Origin of the sequence: Streptomyces sp. NPDC091377 (genome assembly GCF_044757045.1) — a bacterium.
GTDB lineage: Bacteria > Actinomycetota > Actinomycetes > Streptomycetales > Streptomycetaceae > Streptomyces.
The window spans coordinates 16,737-36,767 of record NZ_JBIVUE010000027.1 but is presented as its reverse complement, the minus strand read 5'-3'; the positions used below and the strand labels follow the sequence as shown (position 1 = coordinate 36,767).

At 71.2% G+C, this 20,031-nt stretch carries 18 protein-coding genes; 9 read left to right on the top strand and 9 right to left on the bottom strand.

The features are described from left to right. Nucleotides 1-55: 55 nt before the first annotated feature. Nucleotides 56-1,078 carry a LacI family DNA-binding transcriptional regulator gene (locus ACIQNG_RS35915; protein WP_401427930.1) on the top strand — a complete coding sequence of 341 codons (1,023 nt, stop codon included), beginning with the start codon at nucleotides 56-58 and terminating at the stop codon, nucleotides 1,076-1,078. A 90-nt stretch (nucleotides 1,079-1,168) separates the two neighbouring features. Here ACIQNG_RS35915 and mshD read toward each other — a convergent pair whose 3' ends face one another. Then, complete coding sequence (gene mshD, locus ACIQNG_RS35910) at nucleotides 1,169-2,095, bottom strand: mycothiol synthase (RefSeq protein ID WP_401491035.1); 927 nt, start codon at nucleotides 2,093-2,095, stop codon at nucleotides 1,169-1,171. Between the two features lie 184 nt (nucleotides 2,096-2,279). Between mshD and ACIQNG_RS35905 the strand changes: the two genes are divergently transcribed. After that, entirely contained in the window at nucleotides 2,280-4,100 is a 1,821-nt protein-coding gene (locus ACIQNG_RS35905; RefSeq protein WP_401427925.1) for a bifunctional metallophosphatase/5'-nucleotidase, read from the top strand. A gap of 74 nt (nucleotides 4,101-4,174) precedes the next feature. Here ACIQNG_RS35905 and ACIQNG_RS35900 read toward each other — a convergent pair whose 3' ends face one another. From ACIQNG_RS35900 to ACIQNG_RS35890, 3 genes are all read right to left on the bottom strand, one after another. Then, a complete protein-coding gene (locus ACIQNG_RS35900; RefSeq protein WP_401491032.1) occupies nucleotides 4,175-5,590 on the bottom strand; it encodes a sensor histidine kinase in 1,416 nt (471 codons plus the stop codon). 176 nt (nucleotides 5,591-5,766) lie between these two features. Then, the gene (locus ACIQNG_RS35895) at nucleotides 5,767-6,498 is read right to left on the bottom strand and encodes a response regulator transcription factor (RefSeq protein ID WP_401427920.1); all 732 of its coding nucleotides are present in this window, start codon (nucleotides 6,496-6,498) and stop codon (nucleotides 5,767-5,769) included. Between the two features lie 276 nt (nucleotides 6,499-6,774). Then, a complete protein-coding gene (locus tag ACIQNG_RS35890) occupies nucleotides 6,775-7,902 on the bottom strand; it encodes a S1C family serine protease (RefSeq protein WP_401491030.1) in 1,128 nt (375 codons plus the stop codon). Nucleotides 7,903-8,396: 494 nt separating this feature from the next. On the opposite strand from ACIQNG_RS35890, the gene ACIQNG_RS35885 reads away from it, so the two are divergent. The 3 genes from ACIQNG_RS35885 to ACIQNG_RS35875 are packed head-to-tail and all read left to right on the top strand — an operon-like array spanning nucleotide 8,397 to nucleotide 12,472. Beyond that, entirely contained in the window at nucleotides 8,397-10,739 is a 2,343-nt protein-coding gene (locus ACIQNG_RS35885) for an RNA degradosome polyphosphate kinase (RefSeq protein WP_401427916.1), read from the top strand. Next, nucleotides 10,720-12,003, top strand: a complete 1,284-nt coding sequence (locus ACIQNG_RS35880; RefSeq protein WP_401491028.1) for a CHAD domain-containing protein — start codon at nucleotides 10,720-10,722, stop codon at nucleotides 12,001-12,003. Before ACIQNG_RS35885 ends, ACIQNG_RS35880 begins: the two co-directional genes overlap by 20 nt. 28 nt (nucleotides 12,004-12,031) lie before the next feature. Further along, nucleotides 12,032-12,472: an NUDIX hydrolase gene (locus ACIQNG_RS35875; RefSeq protein ID WP_401427911.1), complete on the top strand. Its 441-nt coding sequence runs from the start codon at nucleotides 12,032-12,034 to the stop codon at nucleotides 12,470-12,472. Between the two features lie 16 nt (nucleotides 12,473-12,488). On the opposite strand, the gene ACIQNG_RS35870 is transcribed toward ACIQNG_RS35875, so the two are convergent. After that, on the bottom strand, nucleotides 12,489-12,662 hold the full coding sequence (locus ACIQNG_RS35870; protein WP_401491026.1) for a hypothetical protein: 174 nt from the start codon (nucleotides 12,660-12,662) through the stop codon (nucleotides 12,489-12,491). Between the two features lie 293 nt (nucleotides 12,663-12,955). On the opposite strand from ACIQNG_RS35870, the gene ACIQNG_RS35865 reads away from it, so the two are divergent. After that, the gene (locus ACIQNG_RS35865; protein WP_401491024.1) at nucleotides 12,956-13,816 is read left to right on the top strand and encodes a hypothetical protein; all 861 of its coding nucleotides are present in this window, start codon (nucleotides 12,956-12,958) and stop codon (nucleotides 13,814-13,816) included. Between the two features lie 214 nt (nucleotides 13,817-14,030). Further along, nucleotides 14,031-14,210 carry a hypothetical protein gene (locus tag ACIQNG_RS35860; protein ID WP_401427906.1) on the top strand — a complete coding sequence of 60 codons (180 nt, stop codon included), beginning with the start codon at nucleotides 14,031-14,033 and terminating at the stop codon, nucleotides 14,208-14,210. Between the two features lie 99 nt (nucleotides 14,211-14,309). Here the strand turns inward: ACIQNG_RS35860 and ACIQNG_RS35855 are convergent, their stop codons facing one another. Continuing rightward, nucleotides 14,310-14,672, bottom strand: coding sequence for a metal-sensitive transcriptional regulator (locus ACIQNG_RS35855; protein ID WP_401427904.1), 363 nt, complete (start codon nucleotides 14,670-14,672; stop codon nucleotides 14,310-14,312). Between the two features lie 241 nt (nucleotides 14,673-14,913). Here ACIQNG_RS35855 and ACIQNG_RS35850 point away from each other — a divergent pair, with 241 nt between their 5' ends. Beyond that, the gene (locus tag ACIQNG_RS35850) at nucleotides 14,914-15,534 is read left to right on the top strand and encodes a DUF47 domain-containing protein (protein WP_401427901.1); all 621 of its coding nucleotides are present in this window, start codon (nucleotides 14,914-14,916) and stop codon (nucleotides 15,532-15,534) included. Nucleotides 15,535-15,542: 8 nt separating this feature from the next. Beyond that, a complete protein-coding gene (locus tag ACIQNG_RS35845; RefSeq protein ID WP_401491021.1) occupies nucleotides 15,543-16,541 on the top strand; it encodes an anion permease in 999 nt (332 codons plus the stop codon). A gap of 571 nt (nucleotides 16,542-17,112) precedes the next feature. Here ACIQNG_RS35845 and pstB read toward each other — a convergent pair. The 3 genes from pstB to pstC are packed head-to-tail and all read right to left on the bottom strand — an operon-like array spanning nucleotide 17,113 to nucleotide 20,006. Beyond that, on the bottom strand, nucleotides 17,113-17,889 hold the full coding sequence (pstB, locus tag ACIQNG_RS35840) for a phosphate ABC transporter ATP-binding protein PstB (RefSeq protein WP_401427896.1): 777 nt from the start codon (nucleotides 17,887-17,889) through the stop codon (nucleotides 17,113-17,115). Nucleotides 17,890-17,934: 45 nt separating this feature from the next. After that, nucleotides 17,935-18,999 (bottom strand): phosphate ABC transporter permease PstA, encoded by a 1,065-nt coding sequence (pstA, locus tag ACIQNG_RS35835; protein WP_401427894.1) that lies wholly within the window; start codon nucleotides 18,997-18,999, stop codon nucleotides 17,935-17,937. Further along, nucleotides 18,996-20,006, bottom strand: a complete 1,011-nt coding sequence (gene pstC, locus ACIQNG_RS35830; protein ID WP_401491019.1) for a phosphate ABC transporter permease subunit PstC — start codon at nucleotides 20,004-20,006, stop codon at nucleotides 18,996-18,998. Before pstC ends, pstA begins: the two co-directional genes overlap by 4 nt. Nucleotides 20,007-20,031 lie beyond the last annotated feature (25 nt).

Below are 20,031 nucleotides of genomic sequence, written 5' to 3'. Positions count from 1 at the left end.
AGCCGGACCCTCGCATGCCCTGCCCAGGGCGGGTCCATCCGCGTAGACTCCGCGCGTGGCCAAGGTGACAAGAGATGATGTGGCGCGGCTGGCGGGGACCTCCACCGCCGTCGTGAGCTACGTCATCAACAACGGACCCCGGCCGGTCGCCCCGGCCACGCGCGAGCGGGTGCTCGCCGCCATCAAGGAGCTGGGGTACCGGCCCGACCGGGTGGCGCAGGCCATGGCATCGCGCCGTACCGACCTCATAGGTCTGATCGTGCCGGACGCGCGCCAGCCGTTCTTCGCGGAGATGGCGCACGCGGTCGAGCAGGCCGCCTCCGAGCGCGGCAAGATGGTCCTGGTCGGCAACTCCGACTACGTCGGGGAGCGCGAGGTCCACTATCTGCGCGCCTTCCTCGGGATGCGGGTCTCGGGCCTGATCCTCGTCAGCCACGCCCTCAACGACCTGGCCGCCGCCGAGATCGACGCGTGGGACGCCCGGATCGTGCTGCTGCACGAACGCCCCGAGGCCATCGACGACGTCGCCGTCGTGCTGGACGACGTCAGCGGCGCCCGGCACGCCGTCTCGCATCTGCTGGAGCACGGCTACGCCTACGTCGCCTGCATGGGCGGCACCGCCGAGACCCCCGCGATCGGCGACCCGGTCTCCGACCACGTGGAGGGCTGGCGGCGGGCGATGACCGAGGCCGGGCTGCCCACGGAGGGCCGGCTCTTCGAAGCGCCGTACAACCGCTACGACGCCTACCGGATCGGCCTCGACATCCTCTCCGGGCCCGACCGGCCGCCCGCGATCTTCTGCTCCACCGACGACCAGGCGATCGGCCTGCTCCGCGCCGCCCGCGAACTGCGCCTCGACGTCCCCGGCGAGCTGGGGGTGATCGGCTTCGACGACATCAAGGAAGCCGCCCTGGCCGACCCGCCCCTGACCACCGTCGCCTCCGACCGCTCGGCCATGGCCCGCGCCGCCGTCGACCTGGTCCTCGACGACGCCCTGCGCGTCGCCGGCTCCCACCGCGAACGCGTGAAGGTCTTCCCGACCCGCCTGATCACCCGCACGTCCTGCGGCTGCCCCTGACCCCGGGGCCGGGAACGCCCACGTCACGACGCCCGCACCCCGTCCGACCGGGCCGGGTGCCCGGGGCTGCCGGGGCCGGCCGGAGAGTGGTCAGGTTTCCGTGCGGTACATCAGGTCCGTCTCGTACGTCGTGAAGCCCAGGCGTTCGTACACCGTGACCGCCGCCTTGTTGTCGGCGTCCACGTAGAGCATCGCCGTCGGCAGGCCCTGGGCGGCGAGGTGGCGCAGGCCGACGGTGGTGAGGGCCTTGCCGAGGCCGCCGCCCTGGACGCCGGGGGCGACGCCGACGACGTACACCTCTCCCAGTTGTTCCGCCGCGTGGACCTTCGTCCAGTGGAAGCCGACGACCTTGCCCTCGCGTTCGGCCAGGAAGAAGCCCGCCGGGTCGAACCACGGCTGCGCCATACGGTCGTCCAGGTCGCGCTGGGTGAGCGAGCCCTGTTCGGGGTGGTGGGCGAAGGCCGCCGCGTTCACGGAGAGCCACGCCGAGTCGTCCTGGCCGGGCACGAACGGACGGACCGTCACCCCGGCGGGCAGCACCGGGTCCGGCAGCTCCAGGCCGCTCAACGGACGCCGCATCTGACGCAGTTCGCGGAACAGGGTGAGGCCGAGGACCTGCGCCAGATGGCGGGCCGCCGCGTGGCCGCCGTGCGCCCAGATCCGCAGCCGCTTGCCGGAGGCGGCGAGCAGCGCGGAGCCCAGGGCGCGGCCATGACCCCGGCCGCGATGCTCGGGGTGCACGACCAGCTCGGCGGCGGGCGCCTCCACCGGATCGGTGTCCTCCAACTGGGCGTAGCCGACGAGTTCGGGACCGACGGTCAGGAGCAGATGCGAGATCCCCGCCCGCTCACCGCCGCTCAATTGCAGCCTGCCCTGCTCGGACACCGCCTGCTGGCCGTCGTGGCGCGCGGACGCGGCGAGCAGGTCGAGCACCGCCGCACTCTGCTCCGAAGTGAGCGCGGCAAGGGTCTCGATGGTCCGGGACTGTCCGTGGCGTGCGCTGTCGTCGCTGGTCATGCCTACGAGGGTACGGGGCCGCGCCCATCGGGCGGCCGTGCGGCGGAAACCAAGAAGTAACCCATTACCCCCTGTCGCGCTACGCGCGTTGACTCTAGGCTGCGCCCGGGCGGGGCACTCCTCAGCCACACCCACACCCACTCCCACTCCCGGCCGGAACCAGGCCAGACCCACAGGGGGGCGCATGCCACTCACATCCCAGCCGCCGCGCCGCGGCAGACGCCGCTCGACCCGGCTGCTCGCCGCCGTCGCCGGCCTGACCACGGCGGGCGCACTCGCCGCGGCGGCCCTGCCCGGCACCGCGAGCGCCGGTGAGGACCACCGCCACGGCGGCGACCGGCACAAGCCGGGCCGCTACCAGGACGTGCAGTTGCTGTCCTTCAACGACCTGCACGGCAACCTGGAGCCGCCGGCCGGCTCCTCCGGCCGGGTCACCGAACTCCAGCCCGACGGCAGCACGAAGACGGTCGACGCGGGCGGCGTCGAGTACCTCGCCACCCATCTGCGCGAGGCCCGCGCGGGCGAGAAGTACTCCGTCACCGCCGCCGCCGGCGACATGGTCGGCGCCTCCCCCCTGATCTCCGGTCTCTTCCACGACGAGCCCGCCATCGAGGCGCTCAACAAGCTCGACCTCGATGTGTCCTCGGTCGGCAACCACGAGTTCGACGAGGGTTCCAAGGAACTCCTCCGGCTCCAGAACGGCGGCTGCCACCCCACCGCGGGCTGCTACACCGACAAGAAGTTCAAGGGCGCCGACTTCCCCTACCTCGCCGCCAACGTCACCGTCGACAAGACCAGGAAGCCGGTCCTCAAGCCGTACTGGGTCTGGAAGAAGGGCGGCGTGAAGATAGGTTTCATCGGCGTCACCCTGGAGGGCACGCCCGGTATCGTCTCCGCCGACGGGATCAAGGGCCTCTCCTTCAAGGACGAGGCCGAGAGCATCAACAAGTACGCCCGGGAACTCCAGCGGCAGGGCGTGAAGTCCATCGTCGCCCTGATCCACGAGGGCGGCGCCCCGGCCTCCACGTCGTACAACTACGACTGTGACTCACCGGGCGCGGGCGACGGCATCTCCGGCCCGATCGTGGACATCGCGAAGAACATCACGCCGCAGGTGGACGCGCTGGTCACCGGCCACACCCACCAGGCGTACGCCTGCACCATCGACGACCCGGCGGGCAACCCGCGCACGGTCACCTCGGCCTCGTCCTTCGGCCGGCTCTACACCGACACCACGCTGACGTACGACCGCCGCACCGGCGACATCGCGCGCACGGCCGTGCGATCCGCGAACCACGTGGTGACCCGTGACGTCGAGAAGGCGCCGGACATGACGGCCCTGATCGGCAAGTGGAACGCCCTCGCCGCCCCGATCGGCAACCGGGCCATCGGCCACATCGCCGGCGACATCGGCAACACCGGCACCGAGTCCCCGCTCGGCGACCTGATCGCCGACGCCCAGCTCGCCCACGGCAAGGAGCTGGACCCGGAGACCGACCTCGCGCTGATGAACCCGGGCGGCGTCCGGGCACCGCTGACCTACGCGTCCAAGTCGGGTGAGGGCGACGGTGTGGTGACCTACGCCGAGGGCTTCACGGTCCAGCCGTTCGCCAACACCGTCAACCTCAAGAACCTCACCGGCGCCCAGCTCGTGCAGCTGCTCAAGGAGCAGGTCAGCGGCGTGAACACGGCCTCCCCGAAGATCCTCCAGCCGTCGGCGGGGCTGACGTACACCCTCGATCTGACGAAGACCGGCGCGGACCGGGTGGTCACCGACTCCATCAGGCTGAACGGCGCCGCCATCGACCCGTCGGCGGTCTACCGCGTCGCGAGCAACAGCTTCCTCGCGGGCGGCGGCGACGGCTTCCCGACCCTGGCCCAGGGCACCGGCGAGCTGGTCGGCTCGGACGACCTGACGGCCCTGGAGAAGTACCTCACCGCCAACTCCTCGGCGACGAACCCGATCGCCGTCCCGGCGGCCGACCGGATCACGGTCGTCCGCTGACACCTTCCGCACCACCGTGAGCCGCACCTTCAGTACCGGGGCGGGCTCCGGACCTCAGGGTCCCGGGGTCCGCCTCACGGTGTCTCCGGCGGCGGGGTCGGCGCCCCGGGCAGCCGGACCGTCGCGACCGTGCCGCCGCCGGGCGCGTGGTCCAGGGTGACCACACCGCCGGCCTGGTGGACCGTACGCACCACGATCGACAGACCGAGACCCGAACCGGGCAGGGCGCGGGCGCTCGGGGAGCGCCAGAAGCGGTCGAAGACGTACGGGAGTTCCTCGGCCGGGATACCGGGGCCGTGGTCGCGGACGGTGAGGACCCCGTTGTGGAGGACCACCTCGATGGTGCCGCCCTCGGGGCTGAACTTCACCGCGTTGTCCAGGATGTTGACGATCGCCCGCTCCAGCGCGGCGGGCTCCGCCCGGGCGTACCAGGGCTGGAGATCGGCGGTGATCGTCAGCTCCGGGCCACGCAGCCGGGCCCTGCGCAGGGCCGACTCCACGGTGTCCGCCAGCGACACCACCTGGACCCGCTCCCCGCGCTGCCCCTCCGACCGGGACAGCTCCTGGAGGTCACCGATCAGTGCCGCCAGCTCGGTCATCTGCGCCTTCACCGAGGCCAGCAGCGCCTTCCGGTCGGCCTCCGGCAGCGGGCGGCCGGTCTCCTCGCTGCGGGTGAGGAGTTCGATGTTGGTCCGCAGCGAGGTCAGCGGGGTGCGCAACTCGTGCCCGGCGTCCGCGATGAGCTGCTGCTGGAGCGCCTTGGAGCTGGCCAGGGCGGTGGTCATGGAGTTGAAGGAACGCGAGAGCCGGGCGATCTCGTCGTCGCTGTCGTCGTCCAGCGGGATACGGACGGTGAGGTCCTCGGTGCGGGCGACGTGTTCCACGGTCTCGGTGAGCCGGTCGACGGGGGTCAGCCCGGTACGGGCCACCGCGCGCCCGGCGACCCCGGAGAGCACCACGCCGATGCCGGAAACCACCAGCAGCAGCAGCGCCAGATCGCTCAGGGTCTTCTGGGTGTCCTCCAGCGGCAGCGCGACCAGCAGCGCGGTGTCGGGGTAGACCGTTTCCGGGGCGGGCGGCTGCCTGATCAGGAGCGGCAGGGTGAGCACCCGTACGGGGTTGCCCTTGCTGTCGGTGCCGTTGCGGTAGATGCCTGCCCCGTCGGAGGCCGCGTCCCGCGCGACCTGCTCGTCCTTCTCGCTGACCTTGACGAACTCACGGCGGGAGTTGGGCGCCAGGCACCGGGTGCCGTCGGCCCGCACCAGCTGGAGGTAGTAGACGTCCGGCTGCTTGATGATGTTGTCACCGTTGTTGGACAGGGGCGGCGGCTCCTGGGGGCAGGCCGTCAGCACCGCCTCCACGGTGGCCAGGCGCTGCGGGCTCTGCGCCGCCGCCAGTTCGTTGTCCAACTCCTCGTACAGCTTCCCGCGGACCACGAACCAGCAGCTCACCGACACCGCGGCCACCGCGAACGCCACCGCAGCCGCCACCAGCAGAGCGAGGCGGGAGCGGATCGGCAGGGCGCGCAGCCGACGGGGCAGCCGACGGGGGGTGCCTTGGGATGGCCCTTGGGGTGGCGCTTGGGGCGACCCTTGAGATGGCCCTTGGGATGGCCCTTCGGGTGACGGCTGAGGTGACCGCTGGGGTGACCGCGGGGGAAATCCGCTCACTCGGCGCCGCCCGGCCGCAGCACGTACCCCACACCCCGCACCGTGTGCACCAGGCGCGGCTCACCGCCCGCCTCGGTCTTGCGGCGCAGGTACATCACGTACACGTCCAGCGAGTTGGACGACGGCTCGAAGTCGAAGCCCCAGACCGCCTTGAGGATCTGCTCGCGGGTGAGGACCTGGCGCGGGTGGGCCATGAACATCTCCAGGAGGGTGAACTCGGTCCGGGTCAGCTCCACCTGCCGGCCGCCACGTGTCACCTCCCGGGTCGCCAGATCCATCCGCAGGTCGGCGAAGGTGAGCGCCTCGTCCTCGGGCACCCCGCCACCGGCCGCCGCGTAGGAGATGCGGCGCAGCAGCGCGCGGATCCGGGCGAACAGCTCGTCCAGCTCGAACGGCTTGACGAGGTAGTCGTCCGCCCCGGCGTCCAGGCCGGTGACCCGGTCGCCGACGGTGTCGCGGGCGGTGAGCATCAGGATCGGGGTGGTGTCGCCCGACCCGCGGATCCGGCGGGCGGCGGTGAGACCGTCCATGCGGGGCATCTGGATGTCGAGGACGACCAGGTCGGGCCGGTACGCGGCGGCCTTCTCCAGCGCGTCCGCGCCGTCGACCGCGACCTGGGTGTCGTAGCCCTCGAAGGCGAGGCTGCGCTGGAGCGCCTCACGCACGGCGGGCTCGTCGTCGACGATCAGGATGCGCTGGGGGTCGCGGTCGCCATCGGCGGGGCTCATGCTCGTGTCCTCAGGTGCGGTGGGAAGGGGCCGGTCCGACGTTCTCAGCATTCAGCCTCGCACGTCAGCCGGTCGTACCGGAAAGGCGTCACAGGGGTACGGAACCGTCGTCACAGAGGTACGGAAGGTACGGAAGGTACGGAACCGTCCTCGGCGAGGGGCTCAGCCCCGCAGGACCCGCTTGCGGCGGGCCGTGACCCGGTGGGTGCCGGGGCGTCCGGCCGGTGGGAGGTGGTCGGTCCGCCGGTTCGTGCCGTCCATGCCGTCCCCGCCCCCCTACTTGTCGCCGCCCGCCCGCAGCGACGCCAGGTCCGCCTTGACCGTGTTGATCGGGATGGCGAAGCCGAGACCCACGCTGCCCGCGTCGGAGGCCGAACCCGCCGCCGAGTACATCGCCGAGTTGATGCCGATGATGTTGCCGTTCATGTCGATCAGCGCGCCGCCGGAGTTGCCGGGGTTGAGCGAGGCGTCGGTCTGGAGCGCCTTGTACGTCGTCGTGGACGACCCGGGGTTGCCGTTGTACTGCTCGCCGCCGTACTCGAACGGCCAGCCGCCGCCCGGGGAGCGCTGCGGCTGCTGTCCCTCACCGGTCGAGACGGTCACATCGCGGTCGAGGGCGGAGACGATTCCGCTGGTCACCGTGCCGGTCAGGCCCTCGGGGCTGCCGATCGCCACGACCCCGTCGCCGACCTGGACGCGGTCGGAGTCGCCGAGGGTGGCCGCCTTGAGGCCGGACGCGTTGTCCAGCTTGATCAGGGCCAGGTCCTTGGCGGGGTCGGTGCCGACGACCTTCGCGGAGTAGGTCTTGCCGTCGGCGGTGGTCACCTTGATCTGGGAGGCGCCGGTGATCACATGGTTGTTGGTGATGATCTCCCCGTCACCGGAGATGATCACTCCGGAGCCGGTCGAGGCGCCCGCGCTGCCGTTCGCGCTGATCTCCACGATGCTCGGGCTGACCGCCTTGGCGACCCCGGAGACCGTGCCCTGCCGGCTGGAGGGGACGACATTGGTGCTGGTCGAGCTGGAGGCGACGGTGTCGCTGCCGGTCAGCTCCTGGATGCCGTACGCCGAGGCGCCGCCGATCGCCGCGGCCACGATCGCCACGGCGGCGATCAGGGCGACCGGGCCCCGGACCCGCCGCCTGCGCGGCGCCGGGTGGGCCACCGGCTCGCTGAGCAGCCCGGCCGGTCCGGCGGGACCGACGGCATCGCTGGTCCCCGCGGGTCCGGGGGGTGAGGGCTGGTACGCCGGCGGCGGGGGCCACTCGGGGTCGACGGGTGAGGCCGCGTGCTGCCCGGCGGCCGGCTGCGGGCCCGCGGGGGACGAGGCGTGCTGCCCGGCGCCCTGGTGCGGGGTCGTGTACTCGTTGTCGTACTCGCCGCTGCGGCGGAAGCTCTCGGTCATGTCCATGAGCTTCCCGCCGGTGTATGAGACCTTCCTGAGTGCTCGCTGAGAAGCCCGGCAGAAGCTTGTTCGCCCGCTGTAAGGCGCTCCCTCGGCCTGGGCGGGGGGTTCTCAGAAGCGCCTCAGAAACGGGCCCGGACGTACTCCGTCAGCGGCCCGGTGACGCCTCCCGAGCACCTCCCGAGCGCATCCGAGCACCTCCGAGCGCCTCCGAGCACCTCAAGATTGCCGCACGGGCGCCTCCGAGCACCTCCGAGCACCTCAAGATTGCCGCACGGGCGCCTCAGAAGCGCCCCGCCACCGGCTCAAGGGCGCTCCATCGCGCCGGACGGGGCACAGACGGACGTATTCATGAACGTATGTTCGATATCAGATCGTGCGCCCCCGGGAAAGTGTCGGTCACGCTGCGCGGGTCCCCTGCGGTCCGCCCCCCGATATCCCGCACGTCATGTCTCCGTAACCATTGATTCAGACAGTCTTGCGACGCTCGGCCAATGAACCCCGCCGTGCCCGAGCCCTCGCCGCCCCGCAACGGGACCGTCGCCGCGCTCCCGCCCGCGCTCTCCGACGCGCCCGTTGTCATCGGTGCGCGGAACAATGGGTCCATGAGCCAGCACATCACGCCCAAGGCCGAGGTCCAGCACCAGCAGCCCTCCGTGGGCTCCATCGCCGCGCACCGCCCGCACACGGTCGCGGCGACGGTCTCCGACCTGGAGCCCGACATCGACGCGGATCTCGACGCGTACGAGGAGTCGACCGAGGGCGACCAGCTCCCCCAGGGCCGCTTCCTCGACCGGGAACGCAGCTGGCTCGCCTTCAACGAGCGCGTCCTCGAACTCGCCGAGGACCCGAACACCCCCCTCCTGGAGCGGGCGAACTTCCTCGCGATCTTCGCCAGCAACCTGGACGAGTTCTTCATGGTCCGGGTGGCCGGACTGAAGCGCCGGATCGCCACCGGCGTCGCCACCCGCTCCGCCTCCGGCCTCCAGCCCACCCAGGTGCTGGAGATGATCTGGGCCCGCTCCCGCGAGCTGATGGCCCGGCACGCCGCCTGCTTCCACGAGGACGTCGCCCCCGCCCTCGCCGAGGAGGGCATCCACCTGGTCCGCTGGGCCGAGCTGACCGAGAAGGAACAGGCCCGGCTGTTCACCCTCTTCCGGCACCAGATCTTCCCGGTCCTCACCCCGCTCGCCGTGGACCCGGCCCACCCCTTCCCGTACATCTCCGGGCTCTCCCTCAACCTCGCCGTGGTCGTCCGCAACCCGGTCAGCGGGCACCGGCACTTCGCCCGGGTGAAGGTCCCGCCGCTGCTCTCCCGCTTCCTGGAGAGCAGCCCGGGCCGGTACGTCCCCATCGAGGACGTCATCGGCGCCCACCTGGAAGAACTGTTCCCCGGCATGGAGGTGCTGGAGCACCACGCCTTCCGCATCACCCGCAACGAGGACCTGGAGGTCGAGGAGGACGACGCCGAGAACCTCCTCCAGGCCCTGGAGAAGGAACTCATGCGGCGCCGCTTCGGGCCGCCCGTCCGCCTGGAGGTCGAGGAGTCCATCCACCGCGAGGTGCTCGACCTGCTGGTGCGCGAACTGAAGATCACCGAGGCCGAGGTCTACCCGCTGCCCGGCCCCCTCGACCTCACCGGCCTCTTCCGCATCCACGGCCTGGACCGGCCCGAGCTGAAGTACCGCAAGTTCATCGCCGGTACCCACCGCGACCTGGCCGAGGTCGAGTCCGCCTCCGCGCCCGACATCTTCGGCGCCCTGCGCCAGCGCGACGTCCTCCTGCACCACCCGTACGACTCCTTCTCCACCTCCGTGCAGGCGTTCCTGGAGCAGGCCGCCAAGGACCCCGACGTCCTCGCCATCAAGCAGACCCTGTACCGCACCTCCGGCGACTCGCCCATCGTGGACGCGCTGATAGAAGCCGCCGAGGCCGGGAAACAGGTCCTCGTCCTGGTGGAGATCAAGGCCCGCTTCGACGAGCACGCCAACATCGAGTGGGCCCGCAAACTGGAGGAGGCCGGCTGCCATGTCGTCTACGGCCTCGTCGGCCTCAAGACCCACTGCAAGCTGTCGCTGGTGGTCCGCCAGGAGGGCGAGACCCTGCGCCGCTACTGCCACGTCGGCACCGGCAACTACCACCCCAAGACCGCCCGCCTCTACGAGGACCTCGGCCTGCTCACCGCCGACCCCCAGGTCGGCGCGGACCTCTCCGACCTCTTCAACCGGCTCTCCGGCTACTCCCGCCGCGAGACCTACCGCCGGCTCCTCGTCGCCCCCCGCTCCCTGCGCGACGGACTCATAGCGAGGATCAACAAAGAGGTCCAGCACCACCGTGCCGGACGCCCCGCCTACGTCCGTATCAAGGTCAACTCGATCGTCGACGAGGCCCTCATCGACGCCCTGTACCGGGCGTCCCAGGCGGGCGTGCCCATCGACGTCTGGGTGCGCGGCATCTGCGCGCTGCGCCCCGGGGTGACCGGCCTCTCGGAGAACATCAGGGTCCGCTCGATCCTCGGCCGCTTCCTGGAGCACTCCCGGGTCTTCGCCTTCGGCAACGGCGGCGAACCCGAGGTGTGGCTGGGCAGCGCCGACATGATGCACCGCAACCTCGACCGCCGCATCGAGGCCCTGGTGCGGGTCGTGGACCCGGCCCACCGCGCCGCGCTCAACCGGCTGCTGGAGACCGGCATGTCCGACGCCACCGCCTCCTGGCACCTGGGCGCGGACGGCGAGTGGACCCGGCACGCGACCGACGCGGACGGCGGGCCCCTGCGGAACGTCCAGGAGACGCTCATTGACGCCCGGAGGCGCCGGCGTGGCACAGCAACACCTTGACCCGACGGACCCGATGGCCGGCGCGGTGACCGGGGAGGCCCTCGCCGGCTACCTCCGCGCCCAGGCCATGGAGTTCCTCCGTGCCCTGCGGCAGCACCGGGAGACCGGCGCCGGGGCGCACACCAACGGCTCGGAGGAGTCCGTCGACGCGGCGCGCGCCCTGCGCCGCTCGGCCCGCCGCATCAGCGGCAGCCTGCACACCTTCCGTCCGCTGCTGGACCCCGACTGGTCCGAGGGCATGCGCCCCGAACTGGCCTGGCTCTCCGGCACCCTCGCCCTCGAACACGCCTGCGCTTCCCGCCTCGACCGCCTCCTCGGCGCCCTGCACCGGCTGTCGGGCACCCCACCGCTCCCGGGCCAGACGGCCCGCCCGGCGAAGACGCCCCGGACAACGACGGCCACGGCGACGGGGACGGCGACGGGGACGGCGACGGCGACGGCCACCGACACCGCCGGGGATGCCCCGGGAGACCCGGGAGACCCGGGCGGCGGGGGCGGCGCGGGCGGCGGGGGCGCCCTCTCGGTGGAGCGGTCACCCGCGGCCCGCCCGGCCCCTGCCCACGCCGTCCACGCCGTCCACGCGGTCCACACGGTCCCCGCGGTCCCCGCCGTCCCCGCCATCCACGCCGCCCGGGACCGCGGGGGCAACCTCACCGTCGGCGCGGCCAAGGCGGGCGCGCTGCTGGACCGACAGCTCACCCTCGCCCGCACCCGCGCCCACTCCACCGCCCTCCAGGCCCTCGGCTCCTCCCGCTTCCACGCCGTCGCCGACAAGGTCGCCGTCCTCGCCAGCGAGGTCCCCCTCACCGCCACGGCACCCGGCACCCCGCTGCACCCGCTGGCCGACGCCGCCCGGGAACGGCTCGCCGACGCCGTCAGCGCCCTCCCCCTGGTCACCGCGGGCCACCCCTACAACGCCGAGGCGCTGGTCCACGGCCTCTCGCCCGACCCCGCCCCGCACCCCCAGGACACCCCCTGGCACCAGGTCCGGCTGCTGCTGCGGCTGCACCGGTACGCCCTTGAGGCACTGACGGGCCGCACCGGGACGGACGTACGGCTGCTGGACGCGGGCCGGGCGCTCGACCGGCACCGGGACGCCTCGGAGGCGGCGGCAGCGGCGGCACAGGCGGCGCGCACCCCCCGGATCGCCCCCGCCACGGCGTACGCCCTCGGCGTGCTGCACGCCGATCAGCGTCATGAGGTGGAGGCGGCCAGGTTCTCCTTCCAGCAGGCGTGGCAGAAACAGACCGTGGCCACGTCCTGACCGTCGGCCCGAAGGACGGTGATCACGGGTGACTCCCCCGACCTCCCCGGATGCCCCGCAGGACACCCCGATCCGCGCGGCGGGCTGTGTCCTGTGGCGCCGCACGGCGTCCGACGGCGCCCTGCGCGTCTGTCTCGTCCATCGCCCGAAATACGATGATTGGTCGCATCCCAAGGGCAAGCTGAAGCGGGACGAGGACGCGCTGGCCGGGGCGTTGCGCGAGGTGGCCGAGGAGACCGGTTACACGGCGGAGCCCGGCACCGAACTGGCCACGCTGCACTATCCGGTGGGCGACCGCCCCAAAGAGGTCCGCTACTGGGCGGCCGAGGCCCGCACCGGCGGCTTCGCCCCGAACGACGAGGTCGACCGCATCCTCTGGCTCACCCCCGCCGAGGCCCGGCTACGGCTCACCCAGCCCCGTGACCAGGACCTGGTGGACGATCTCGTACGCGCCCTGGAGCGGGCGTAGCGACTCCGCGGCGGGATCAGCAGCCCGTCAGATGGCCCTGCGCGTCCGTCCGGGCCAGGCTCCGCGCCCGGCGGGCCGGACCGCGCCAGCCGCAACTGCACCGGGCCACACAGAACGGGCCCTGCTCGACCGTACGGGTGTGGTGTTCCGGGGGGTCCTGAGGGGCGGCGGACCGGTCCTGCGGTGTCACGACGACCACGGTACCGAGCGCGGGTGAAGGGTTCGTGGGCCGGGCGTCAAGACATGGTCAGGACCCTTGCGCGACAGCGCGTGCACCCCCCGCCCCCGCCCCGCCCCCGCTCCGTCCCGGGCGCCCGGGCGTGACGGCGTCGCCCACCCCGTCGTTATCCGGGACGGACCGGGTCATCGTCCGGGACGGACCGGGTCGATATCCGGGACGGAACAGGACGACAAGGGCCAGGCACGGCGGCACAGCGGCACAGCGGCACAGCGGCACAGCGGACGACGGCTGGGGGCAGTCAGATGAGGCGGCGCGAGCTAGGCAGGACGGGCGGGACGGGCGGGACGGCCGTCGCGGGACTCATGGCCGGTGTCTGCGCCTGTCTCGCGCTGGCGGCCGGCGGCTGCACCGACGGCCGTTCCGCCGTCGCCGACGACGCCCGCCCCGCCGACCCGGTCCCCGCGCTGCACCGGGCGGCCGAGGCACTGGTGGAGGCGGGCAGTTCCAAGGCCCGTACGTCGATGGAGATGGCCACCGGCGGCACCCGGGTGACCATCCATGGCGAGGGCGTCTACGACTACACCCGGCAACGGGGCGAGCTACGGGTACGGCTGCCGCGGGACCCGGCGGGGCACAGTGCCCGCGCCCCGATCACCGAGTTGCTCGCGCCCGGCGCGCTGTTCATGAAGAACCGGGGCGCCGGGGTGCCCGCCGACAAATGGGTCCGGGTGGAGACCGCGGGCCTGTCCGACGGCAATCTGGTCACCGGCGGCGCCACGGACCCGTTCGCCGCCGCCGAGGTGCTGCGCGGGGCGCGGTCGGCGACGTACGTCGGCCGCGACGAGGTCGGTGGCACGGCGGTACGGCACTACCGGGGGACCGCCGATCTGACGCTGGCCGCGCGGCACGCCTCCGAGGGCGGCCGGCAGGCACTGGCGGCGGCGGCGAAAGGGTTCGCCAGCCCCGAGGTGCCGTTCGAGGTGTTCCTGGACGAGGCGGGCCGGGTCCGCAAGGTCGAGCACCGGTTCAGCTTCTTCGGGGGCCGCGACCGGGGCACCGTGGCGGTCGCGTCCACGACCCTGCTGTACGACTTCGGCACCCCCGTCGACGTACGCCTGCCGAAGCGGGCGGACATCTACGCCGGGAAGATCGCCGAGCAGTGAGGCACTTTCCGGATCCGTGCGGAGCCCGCGCATCCGTGCGGAGCCCCCGCACCGGTGCGGAGCCCCCGCACCGGTGCGGAGCCCGCGCACCCGGGCGTAGACGCGCACCGACCGGCGTAAGGGGCGCACGGGGGCGCAAGAACTAGCCCTTCCGTGCCATGCGCGTTGTGTAGACCTGTCCCTACTCTAGGAAGTCGGTGACGGCAGAGACGAGGTGACGCGCGTGGCTCCGGTCGGCGGTACGGCAGTTCAGGACCACGTGGCCCTCGCCGAGATCGAGCTGTGCGGCGAGCTGATCATCGCGGCTTCGACGGCGGACGAGGACCGGCTCAGTCTGGAGAGCATCGACGCGGTGCTGCGGGTGGCGGAGGAGCGGGTGGCGCGCGGCGGCTGAGCGCGCACCGGGCTCGTGCCGACGGCGCGGGGAGGGCGCACGGACAGCGGGCGGGCTCCCCGGGAGCGCCGCCCGCCCGTTTCGGTCACCCCAGGCCGGTCAGGTGCGCAGCAGCCGGCCGATCGCCTTCGTGGCCTCCTCCACCTTCGCGTCGACCTCACCGCCGCCCTTCAGCGCGGCGTCGGCGACACAGTGGCGCAGATGCTCTTCCAGGAGTTGCAGCGCGAAGGACTGGAGCGCCTTGGTGGAGGCCGAGACCTGCGTGAGTATGTCGATGCAGTAGACGTCCTCGTCCACCATCCGCTGGAGGCCGCGGATCTGGCCCTCGATCCTGCGCAGCCGCTTGAGGTGCTCGTCCTTCTGTTTGTGATAGCCGTGCACCCCGCGGTCGTGGTCCGTGACCACCTCTGCCCCCGTCGCGGCGAGGGAGGGCGCCCCTGCACCGGCTTCTGTGGTCGCCATCGCGTCCTCCAGCCTCCAGATATACCCCTACTGGGTATATGGTAGCGAATTTCCTGGGTATACGGCCCTTGGCCGACGCCGTCGGTCGACGCCACCGGTCAAAGCGGGGTCACGGCCTGCTGCCGCCCCCCTGCCGACAAGTCTCCTTCATGGGCGACACTGGGGGACGGCCCGTTAGCCGTGGCCGGATGATGCGCCTAGCATCAGCCTGACCGAAACCGAAGCCTCTAGAGGACCCCACGTGCGATTTCGTCTGACCCCCAGGGAGACGAGCTTCTACGACATGTTCGCCGCGTCCGCGGACAACATCGTCACCGGCTCGAAACTCCTGATGGAACTGCTCGGGGCGGACGCCTCGGCGCGGGCCGAGATCGCGGAGCGGATGCGGGCAGCGGAGCACGCCGGTGACGACGCGACACACGCGATCTTCCACCAGCTGAACTCCTCGTTCATCACGCCGTTCGACCGCGAGGACATCTATTCCCTCGCGTCCTCCCTCGACGACATCATGGACTTCATGGAAGAGGCCGTCGACCTTGTCGTCCTCTACAAGATCGATGAGCTTCCGAAAGGCGTCGAGCAGCAGATCGAGGTACTGGCGCGGGCGGCCGACCTCACCGCCGAGGCGATGCCTCATCTGCGCACCATGGAGAACCTCACCGAGTACTGGATCGAGGTCAACCGCCTGGAGAACCAGGCCGACCAGATCCACCGCAAGCTGCTCGCCCATCTCTTCAGCGGCAAGTACGACGCCATCGAGGTGCTCAAGCTGAAGCAGATCGTGGACGTACTGGAAGAGGCCGCCGACGCCTTCGAGCATGTGGCGAACACGGTGGAGACCATCGCCGTCAAGGAGTCCTGAACCCGGCGATGGAGACCTTTGCCCTGGTCGTGACCATCCTGGTCGCGCTGTTCTTCACCTACACCAACGGTTTTCACGACTCGGCGAACGCCATCGCCACCTCCGTCTCCACGCGGGCGCTGACCCCGAAGGCCGCGCTGGCGATGGCCGCCGTGATGAATCTCGCCGGGGCGTTCCTGGGCAGCGGTATCGCCAAGACCGTCTCCGAGGGCCTGATCGAGACCCCCGAGGGCTCGACGGGGATGGGGATCCTCTTCGCCGCGCTGCTCGGCGCGATCACCTGGAACCTGATCACCTGGTACTTCGGCCTGCCCTCGTCCTCCTCGCACGCCCTGTTCGGCGGTCTGGTGGGGGCGGCGCTGGCCGGCGGCACACAGGTGTACTGGAACGGGGTCGTCGACAAGATCGTCATCCCGATGTTCGTCTCACCGCTGGTGGGGCTGCTGGTCGGCTATCTGGTGATGACGGCCATCATGTGGATCTTCCGCCGCACCAACCCGCACAAGGCCAAGCGCGGCTTCCGGATCGCCCAGACCGTCTCCGCCGCCGCGATGGCCCTCGGCCATGGGCTCCAGGACGCCCAGAAGACCATGGGCATCGTGGTGATGGCCCTGGTCATCGCCGACGTGGAGGACTACGGCGACCCCATCCCGATCTGGGTGAAGATCGCCTGCGCGGTGATGCTGTCGCTGGGGACGTACGCGGGGGGCTGGCGCATCATGCGCACCCTGGGCCGGAAGATCATCGAACTCGACCCTCCGCAGGGGTTCGCCGCGGAGACGACCGGGGCGGCGATCATGTTCACCACGGCGTTCCTGTTCAAGGCGCCGATCTCCACGACCCATGTGATCACTTCGGCGATCATGGGGGTGGGGGCGACGAAGCGGGTGAACGCGGTGCGGTGGGGTGTCGCGAAGAACATCGTCCTCGGCTGGTTCATCACCATGCCTGCGGCGGCGCTGGTCGCCGCGGGCGCCTTCGGCGTCGTACACCTGGCCTTCTTGTAGCCCGGGGCCACCCCGAGGACGGGGGCTGAGCCCCGCGTTCCCCCGCGGCCACGTCGTGGCTGGTCGCGCAGTTCCCCGCGCCCCTGAGGGAGTGGGCGCTTGCGTCTGTTACCGACTGAAGGCGTCGAGGCTCCCCTGCTCACCAGAGCCCTTCAGAGGCACGAGAAACTGCGCAACAAGCCACAACACACCCACACCCGACAACGAACCGGGACCCCCCAAGGGGCGCGGGGAACTGCGCGACCAGCCACAACCCACCCGCACACCACCACGAACCGGAAGCCCCCCAAGGGGCGCGGGGAACTGCGCAACAAGCCACGAACCACCCGCACACCACCACGAACCGGAAGCCCCCCAAGGGGCGCGGGGAACTGCGCGACCAGCCACGGACCACCCGCACCCGACGACAAGACCGGAATCCCCCAAGGGGCGCGGGGAACTGCGCAACATGTCACAACACACCCGCACCCGACGGCGGAGCCGCATGAGATGGGCCGCCTGTTCCCGGGGGAACAGGCGGCCCTCTTTCAACCTCGCGGTGGCACCGCCATGCAGCACCGCGAGGAGCCTGTCAGCCGAACCGCCCCGAGATGTAGTCCTCGGTCGCCTGAACCGACGGGTTGGAGAAGATCCGCTCGGTGTCGTCTATCTCGATGAGCTTCCCCGGCTGCCCCACCGCGGCGAGATTGAAGAACGCCGTACGGTCGGAGACCCGCGCCGCCTGCTGCATGTTGTGCGTCACGATGACGATCGTGAACCGCGCCTTCAGCTCCCCGATCAGATCCTCGATCGCGAGCGTCGAGATCGGGTCGAGGGCCGAGCAGGGCTCGTCCATGAGCAGTACGTTCGGCTCCACAGCGATCGCCCGCGCGATGCACAACCGCTGCTGCTGCCCGCCCGAGAGCCCGGACCCCGGCTTGTTGAGGCGGTCCTTCACCTCGTTCCAGAGGTTCGCGCCCCGCAGGGACTTCTCGACGATGTCGTCCAGCTGGGACTTCTTGTACGAGCCGTTCAGCCGCAGCCCCGCCGCCACGTTGTCGTACACCGACATGGTGGGGAAGGGGTTGGGCCGCTGGAAGACCATGCCGACCTCGCGCCGCACGGCCACCGGGTCGACCCCGGCGCCGTAGAGGTTCTCGTCGTCCAGCATGACCTTGCCCTCGACCCGGCCGCCCGGCGTGACCTCGTGCATCCGGTTGAGGGTGCGCAGGAAGGTGGACTTGCCGCAGCCGGAGGGGCCGATGAAGGCCGTCACGGAACGCGGCTCGACGGTCATCGAGATGTCGTCGATGGCCCGGAAGGACCCGTAGTAGGCGCTGAGGCCGCTGACATCGATGCGCTTGGCCATGAGAATCACTGCTTCTTTCGGGAATTCGGTCGCTTCATGGCCGCGTCAGCGACCGGTCTTCGGGGCTTTCCAGCGGGCGATGCCGCGGGCCGCCAGGTTCAGGATCATCACGAACGCGATCAGCGTCAGCGAGGCCGCCCAGGCCCGGTCGTACGCCGCGTTCGACCCGGCGCTGTTCGCGTACTGCTGGTAGATGTACAGCGGCAGCGACGCCTGTGCGCCTTCGAAGGGGTTGGCGTTGATGAAGGGGTTACCGAACACCAGCAGCATCACCGGCGCGGTCTCGCCCGCGATGCGGGCGACCGCGAGCATGATGCCGGTGGTGATACCGCCGACGGCGGTCGGCAGGACCACCTTCAGGATGGTGCGCCACTTGGGCACGCCCAGCGCCAGCGAGGCTTCGCGCAGCTCGTTGGGGACGAGCTTGAGCATCTCCTCGGTGGAGCGGACGACCACGGGCATCATCAGGATGGCCAGGGCGAGCGAGCCGGCGAACCCGAAGGGCTGCATGTCGAAGATCAGCATGATGCTGAGGATGAACAGACCGGCGACGATCGACGGGATGCCCGTCATGACGTCGACGAAGAAGGTGATGGCCTTGGCGAGCCTGCCCCGCCCGTACTCCACCAGGTAGATCGCGGTGAACACCCCGATCGGGGCGCCGATCAGGGTGGCGAGGCCGACCTGCTCCAGGCTGCCGAGGATGGCGGCGTACGCGCCACCGCCCGGCTCGGTGTCGGCCACCACGCCCATGGAGTGGGTGAGGAAGTAGGGGTCGAGGACCTTGATGCCGCGCTCGACGGTCTCCCAGACCAGGGAGGCCAGCGGCACCACGGCGAGCAGGAACGCGACCCACACCAGCGCGGTCGCGATCCGGTCCTTGGCCTGCCGCTTGCCCTCGACCTTGGCGGCGATGGCGAAGGACAGGACGAGGAAGAGGATCGCGGCGATCAGGCCCCACTGGATCCGGCTGTGGAGGCCGGCCACCAGGCCGATGCCGATGCCGAGCGCGGCGGAGCCGGCGGCGATGGCCCAGGGGCTCCACTTGGGCAGGCTGCCGCCCTGGAGCGAGCCGGGCTTGGTGTCGGTGACGACGGCTGCGTGGCTCATGCGTTGGCCCCCGAGTACTCCTTGCGGCGGGCGATGATCGCGCGGGCCGCGCCGTTGACCAGCAGGGTGATGACGAACAGGACCAGACCCGAGGCGATGAGCGCGTCCCGGCCGTACGGGGTGGCCTCGTTGAACTTGCTGGCGATGTTCTGGGCGAAGGTGCCGCCGCCCGGGTCGAGGAGGCTGGCCCCGATGGTGAAGCTCGGGGAGAGCACGGTCGCGACGGCCATGGTCTCGCCGAGCGCGCGGCCGAGGCCGAGCATGGACGCGGAGATCACTCCGGAGCGGCCGAAGGGCAGCACGGCCATGCGGATGACCTCCCAGCGCGTGGCGCCGAGGGCCAGGGCCGCCTCCTCGTGCATCTGCGGGACCTGCCGGAAGACCTCGCGGCTCACATTGGTGATGATCGGCAGGATCATGATGGCGAGCAGGATGCCGACGGTGAGCATCGAGCGCGGGGCGCCGCCCGACCACTCGAAGATGCCGGTCCAGCCGAAGAACTGGTCGAGCCAGCCGAAGAGACCGTCCATGTAGGGGACGAGGACCAGGGCGCCCCACAGGCCGTAGACGATGGACGGCACGGCGGCGAGCAGGTCGATCACGTACGCGATGGGGCCGCTGAGCCGGCGCGGGGCGTAGTGGGTGAGGAACAGCGCGATGGCGACGGCGATCGGGACCGCGATGACCATGGCGATCACCGAGGAGACCACCGTGCCGAAGGCCAGCACCGCGATGCCGAAGACCGGCGGATCGAGGTTGGCGTTCCACTCGAAGGTGGTGAGGAAGTTGCCCTCGTCCTGGCTGATCGCGACCGTGGCCCGCCAGGTCAGGAAGACGGCGATGGCGGCCATGACGATCAGCAGCAGGATGCCGGAGCCACGGGTGAGGCCGAGGAAGATGCGGTCCCCGGGGCGGGTGGCGCCGCGGGCGGTGCGCTTCTGCTCGGCGGGGGAGGGCTGGGGGGTGGGGGGAGGTACGTCTGTGGTGTTCTTCGTCGTTATGTCCATCGGGTTCTCCGGTCTGCGGAACCCT

What these genes read in the sequence shown, in the direction of transcription:
- pstA (WP_401427894.1), bottom strand. Translation starts at nt 18,999, where the DNA reads ATGAGCCACGCAGCCGTCGTCACCGACACCAAGCCCGGCTCGCTCCAG.
- ACIQNG_RS35855 (WP_401427904.1), bottom strand. Translation starts at nt 14,672, where the DNA reads ATGGCGACCACAGAAGCCGGTGCAGGGGCGCCCTCCCTCGCCGCGACG.
- ACIQNG_RS35905 (WP_401427925.1), top strand. Translation starts at nt 2,280, where the DNA reads ATGCCACTCACATCCCAGCCGCCGCGCCGCGGCAGACGCCGCTCGACC.
- ACIQNG_RS35845 (WP_401491021.1), top strand. Translation starts at nt 15,543, where the DNA reads ATGGAGACCTTTGCCCTGGTCGTGACCATCCTGGTCGCGCTGTTCTTC.
- ACIQNG_RS35885 (WP_401427916.1), top strand. Translation starts at nt 8,397, where the DNA reads ATGAACCCCGCCGTGCCCGAGCCCTCGCCGCCCCGCAACGGGACCGTC.
- ACIQNG_RS35865 (WP_401491024.1), top strand. Translation starts at nt 12,956, where the DNA reads ATGAGGCGGCGCGAGCTAGGCAGGACGGGCGGGACGGGCGGGACGGCC.
- pstB (WP_401427896.1), bottom strand. Translation starts at nt 17,889, where the DNA reads ATGGCCAAGCGCATCGATGTCAGCGGCCTCAGCGCCTACTACGGGTCC.
- ACIQNG_RS35895 (WP_401427920.1), bottom strand. Translation starts at nt 6,498, where the DNA reads ATGAGCCCCGCCGATGGCGACCGCGACCCCCAGCGCATCCTGATCGTC.
- mshD (WP_401491035.1), bottom strand. Translation starts at nt 2,095, where the DNA reads ATGACCAGCGACGACAGCGCACGCCACGGACAGTCCCGGACCATCGAG.
- ACIQNG_RS35890 (WP_401491030.1), bottom strand. Translation starts at nt 7,902, where the DNA reads ATGACCGAGAGCTTCCGCCGCAGCGGCGAGTACGACAACGAGTACACG.
- pstC (WP_401491019.1), bottom strand. Translation starts at nt 20,006, where the DNA reads ATGGACATAACGACGAAGAACACCACAGACGTACCTCCCCCCACCCCC.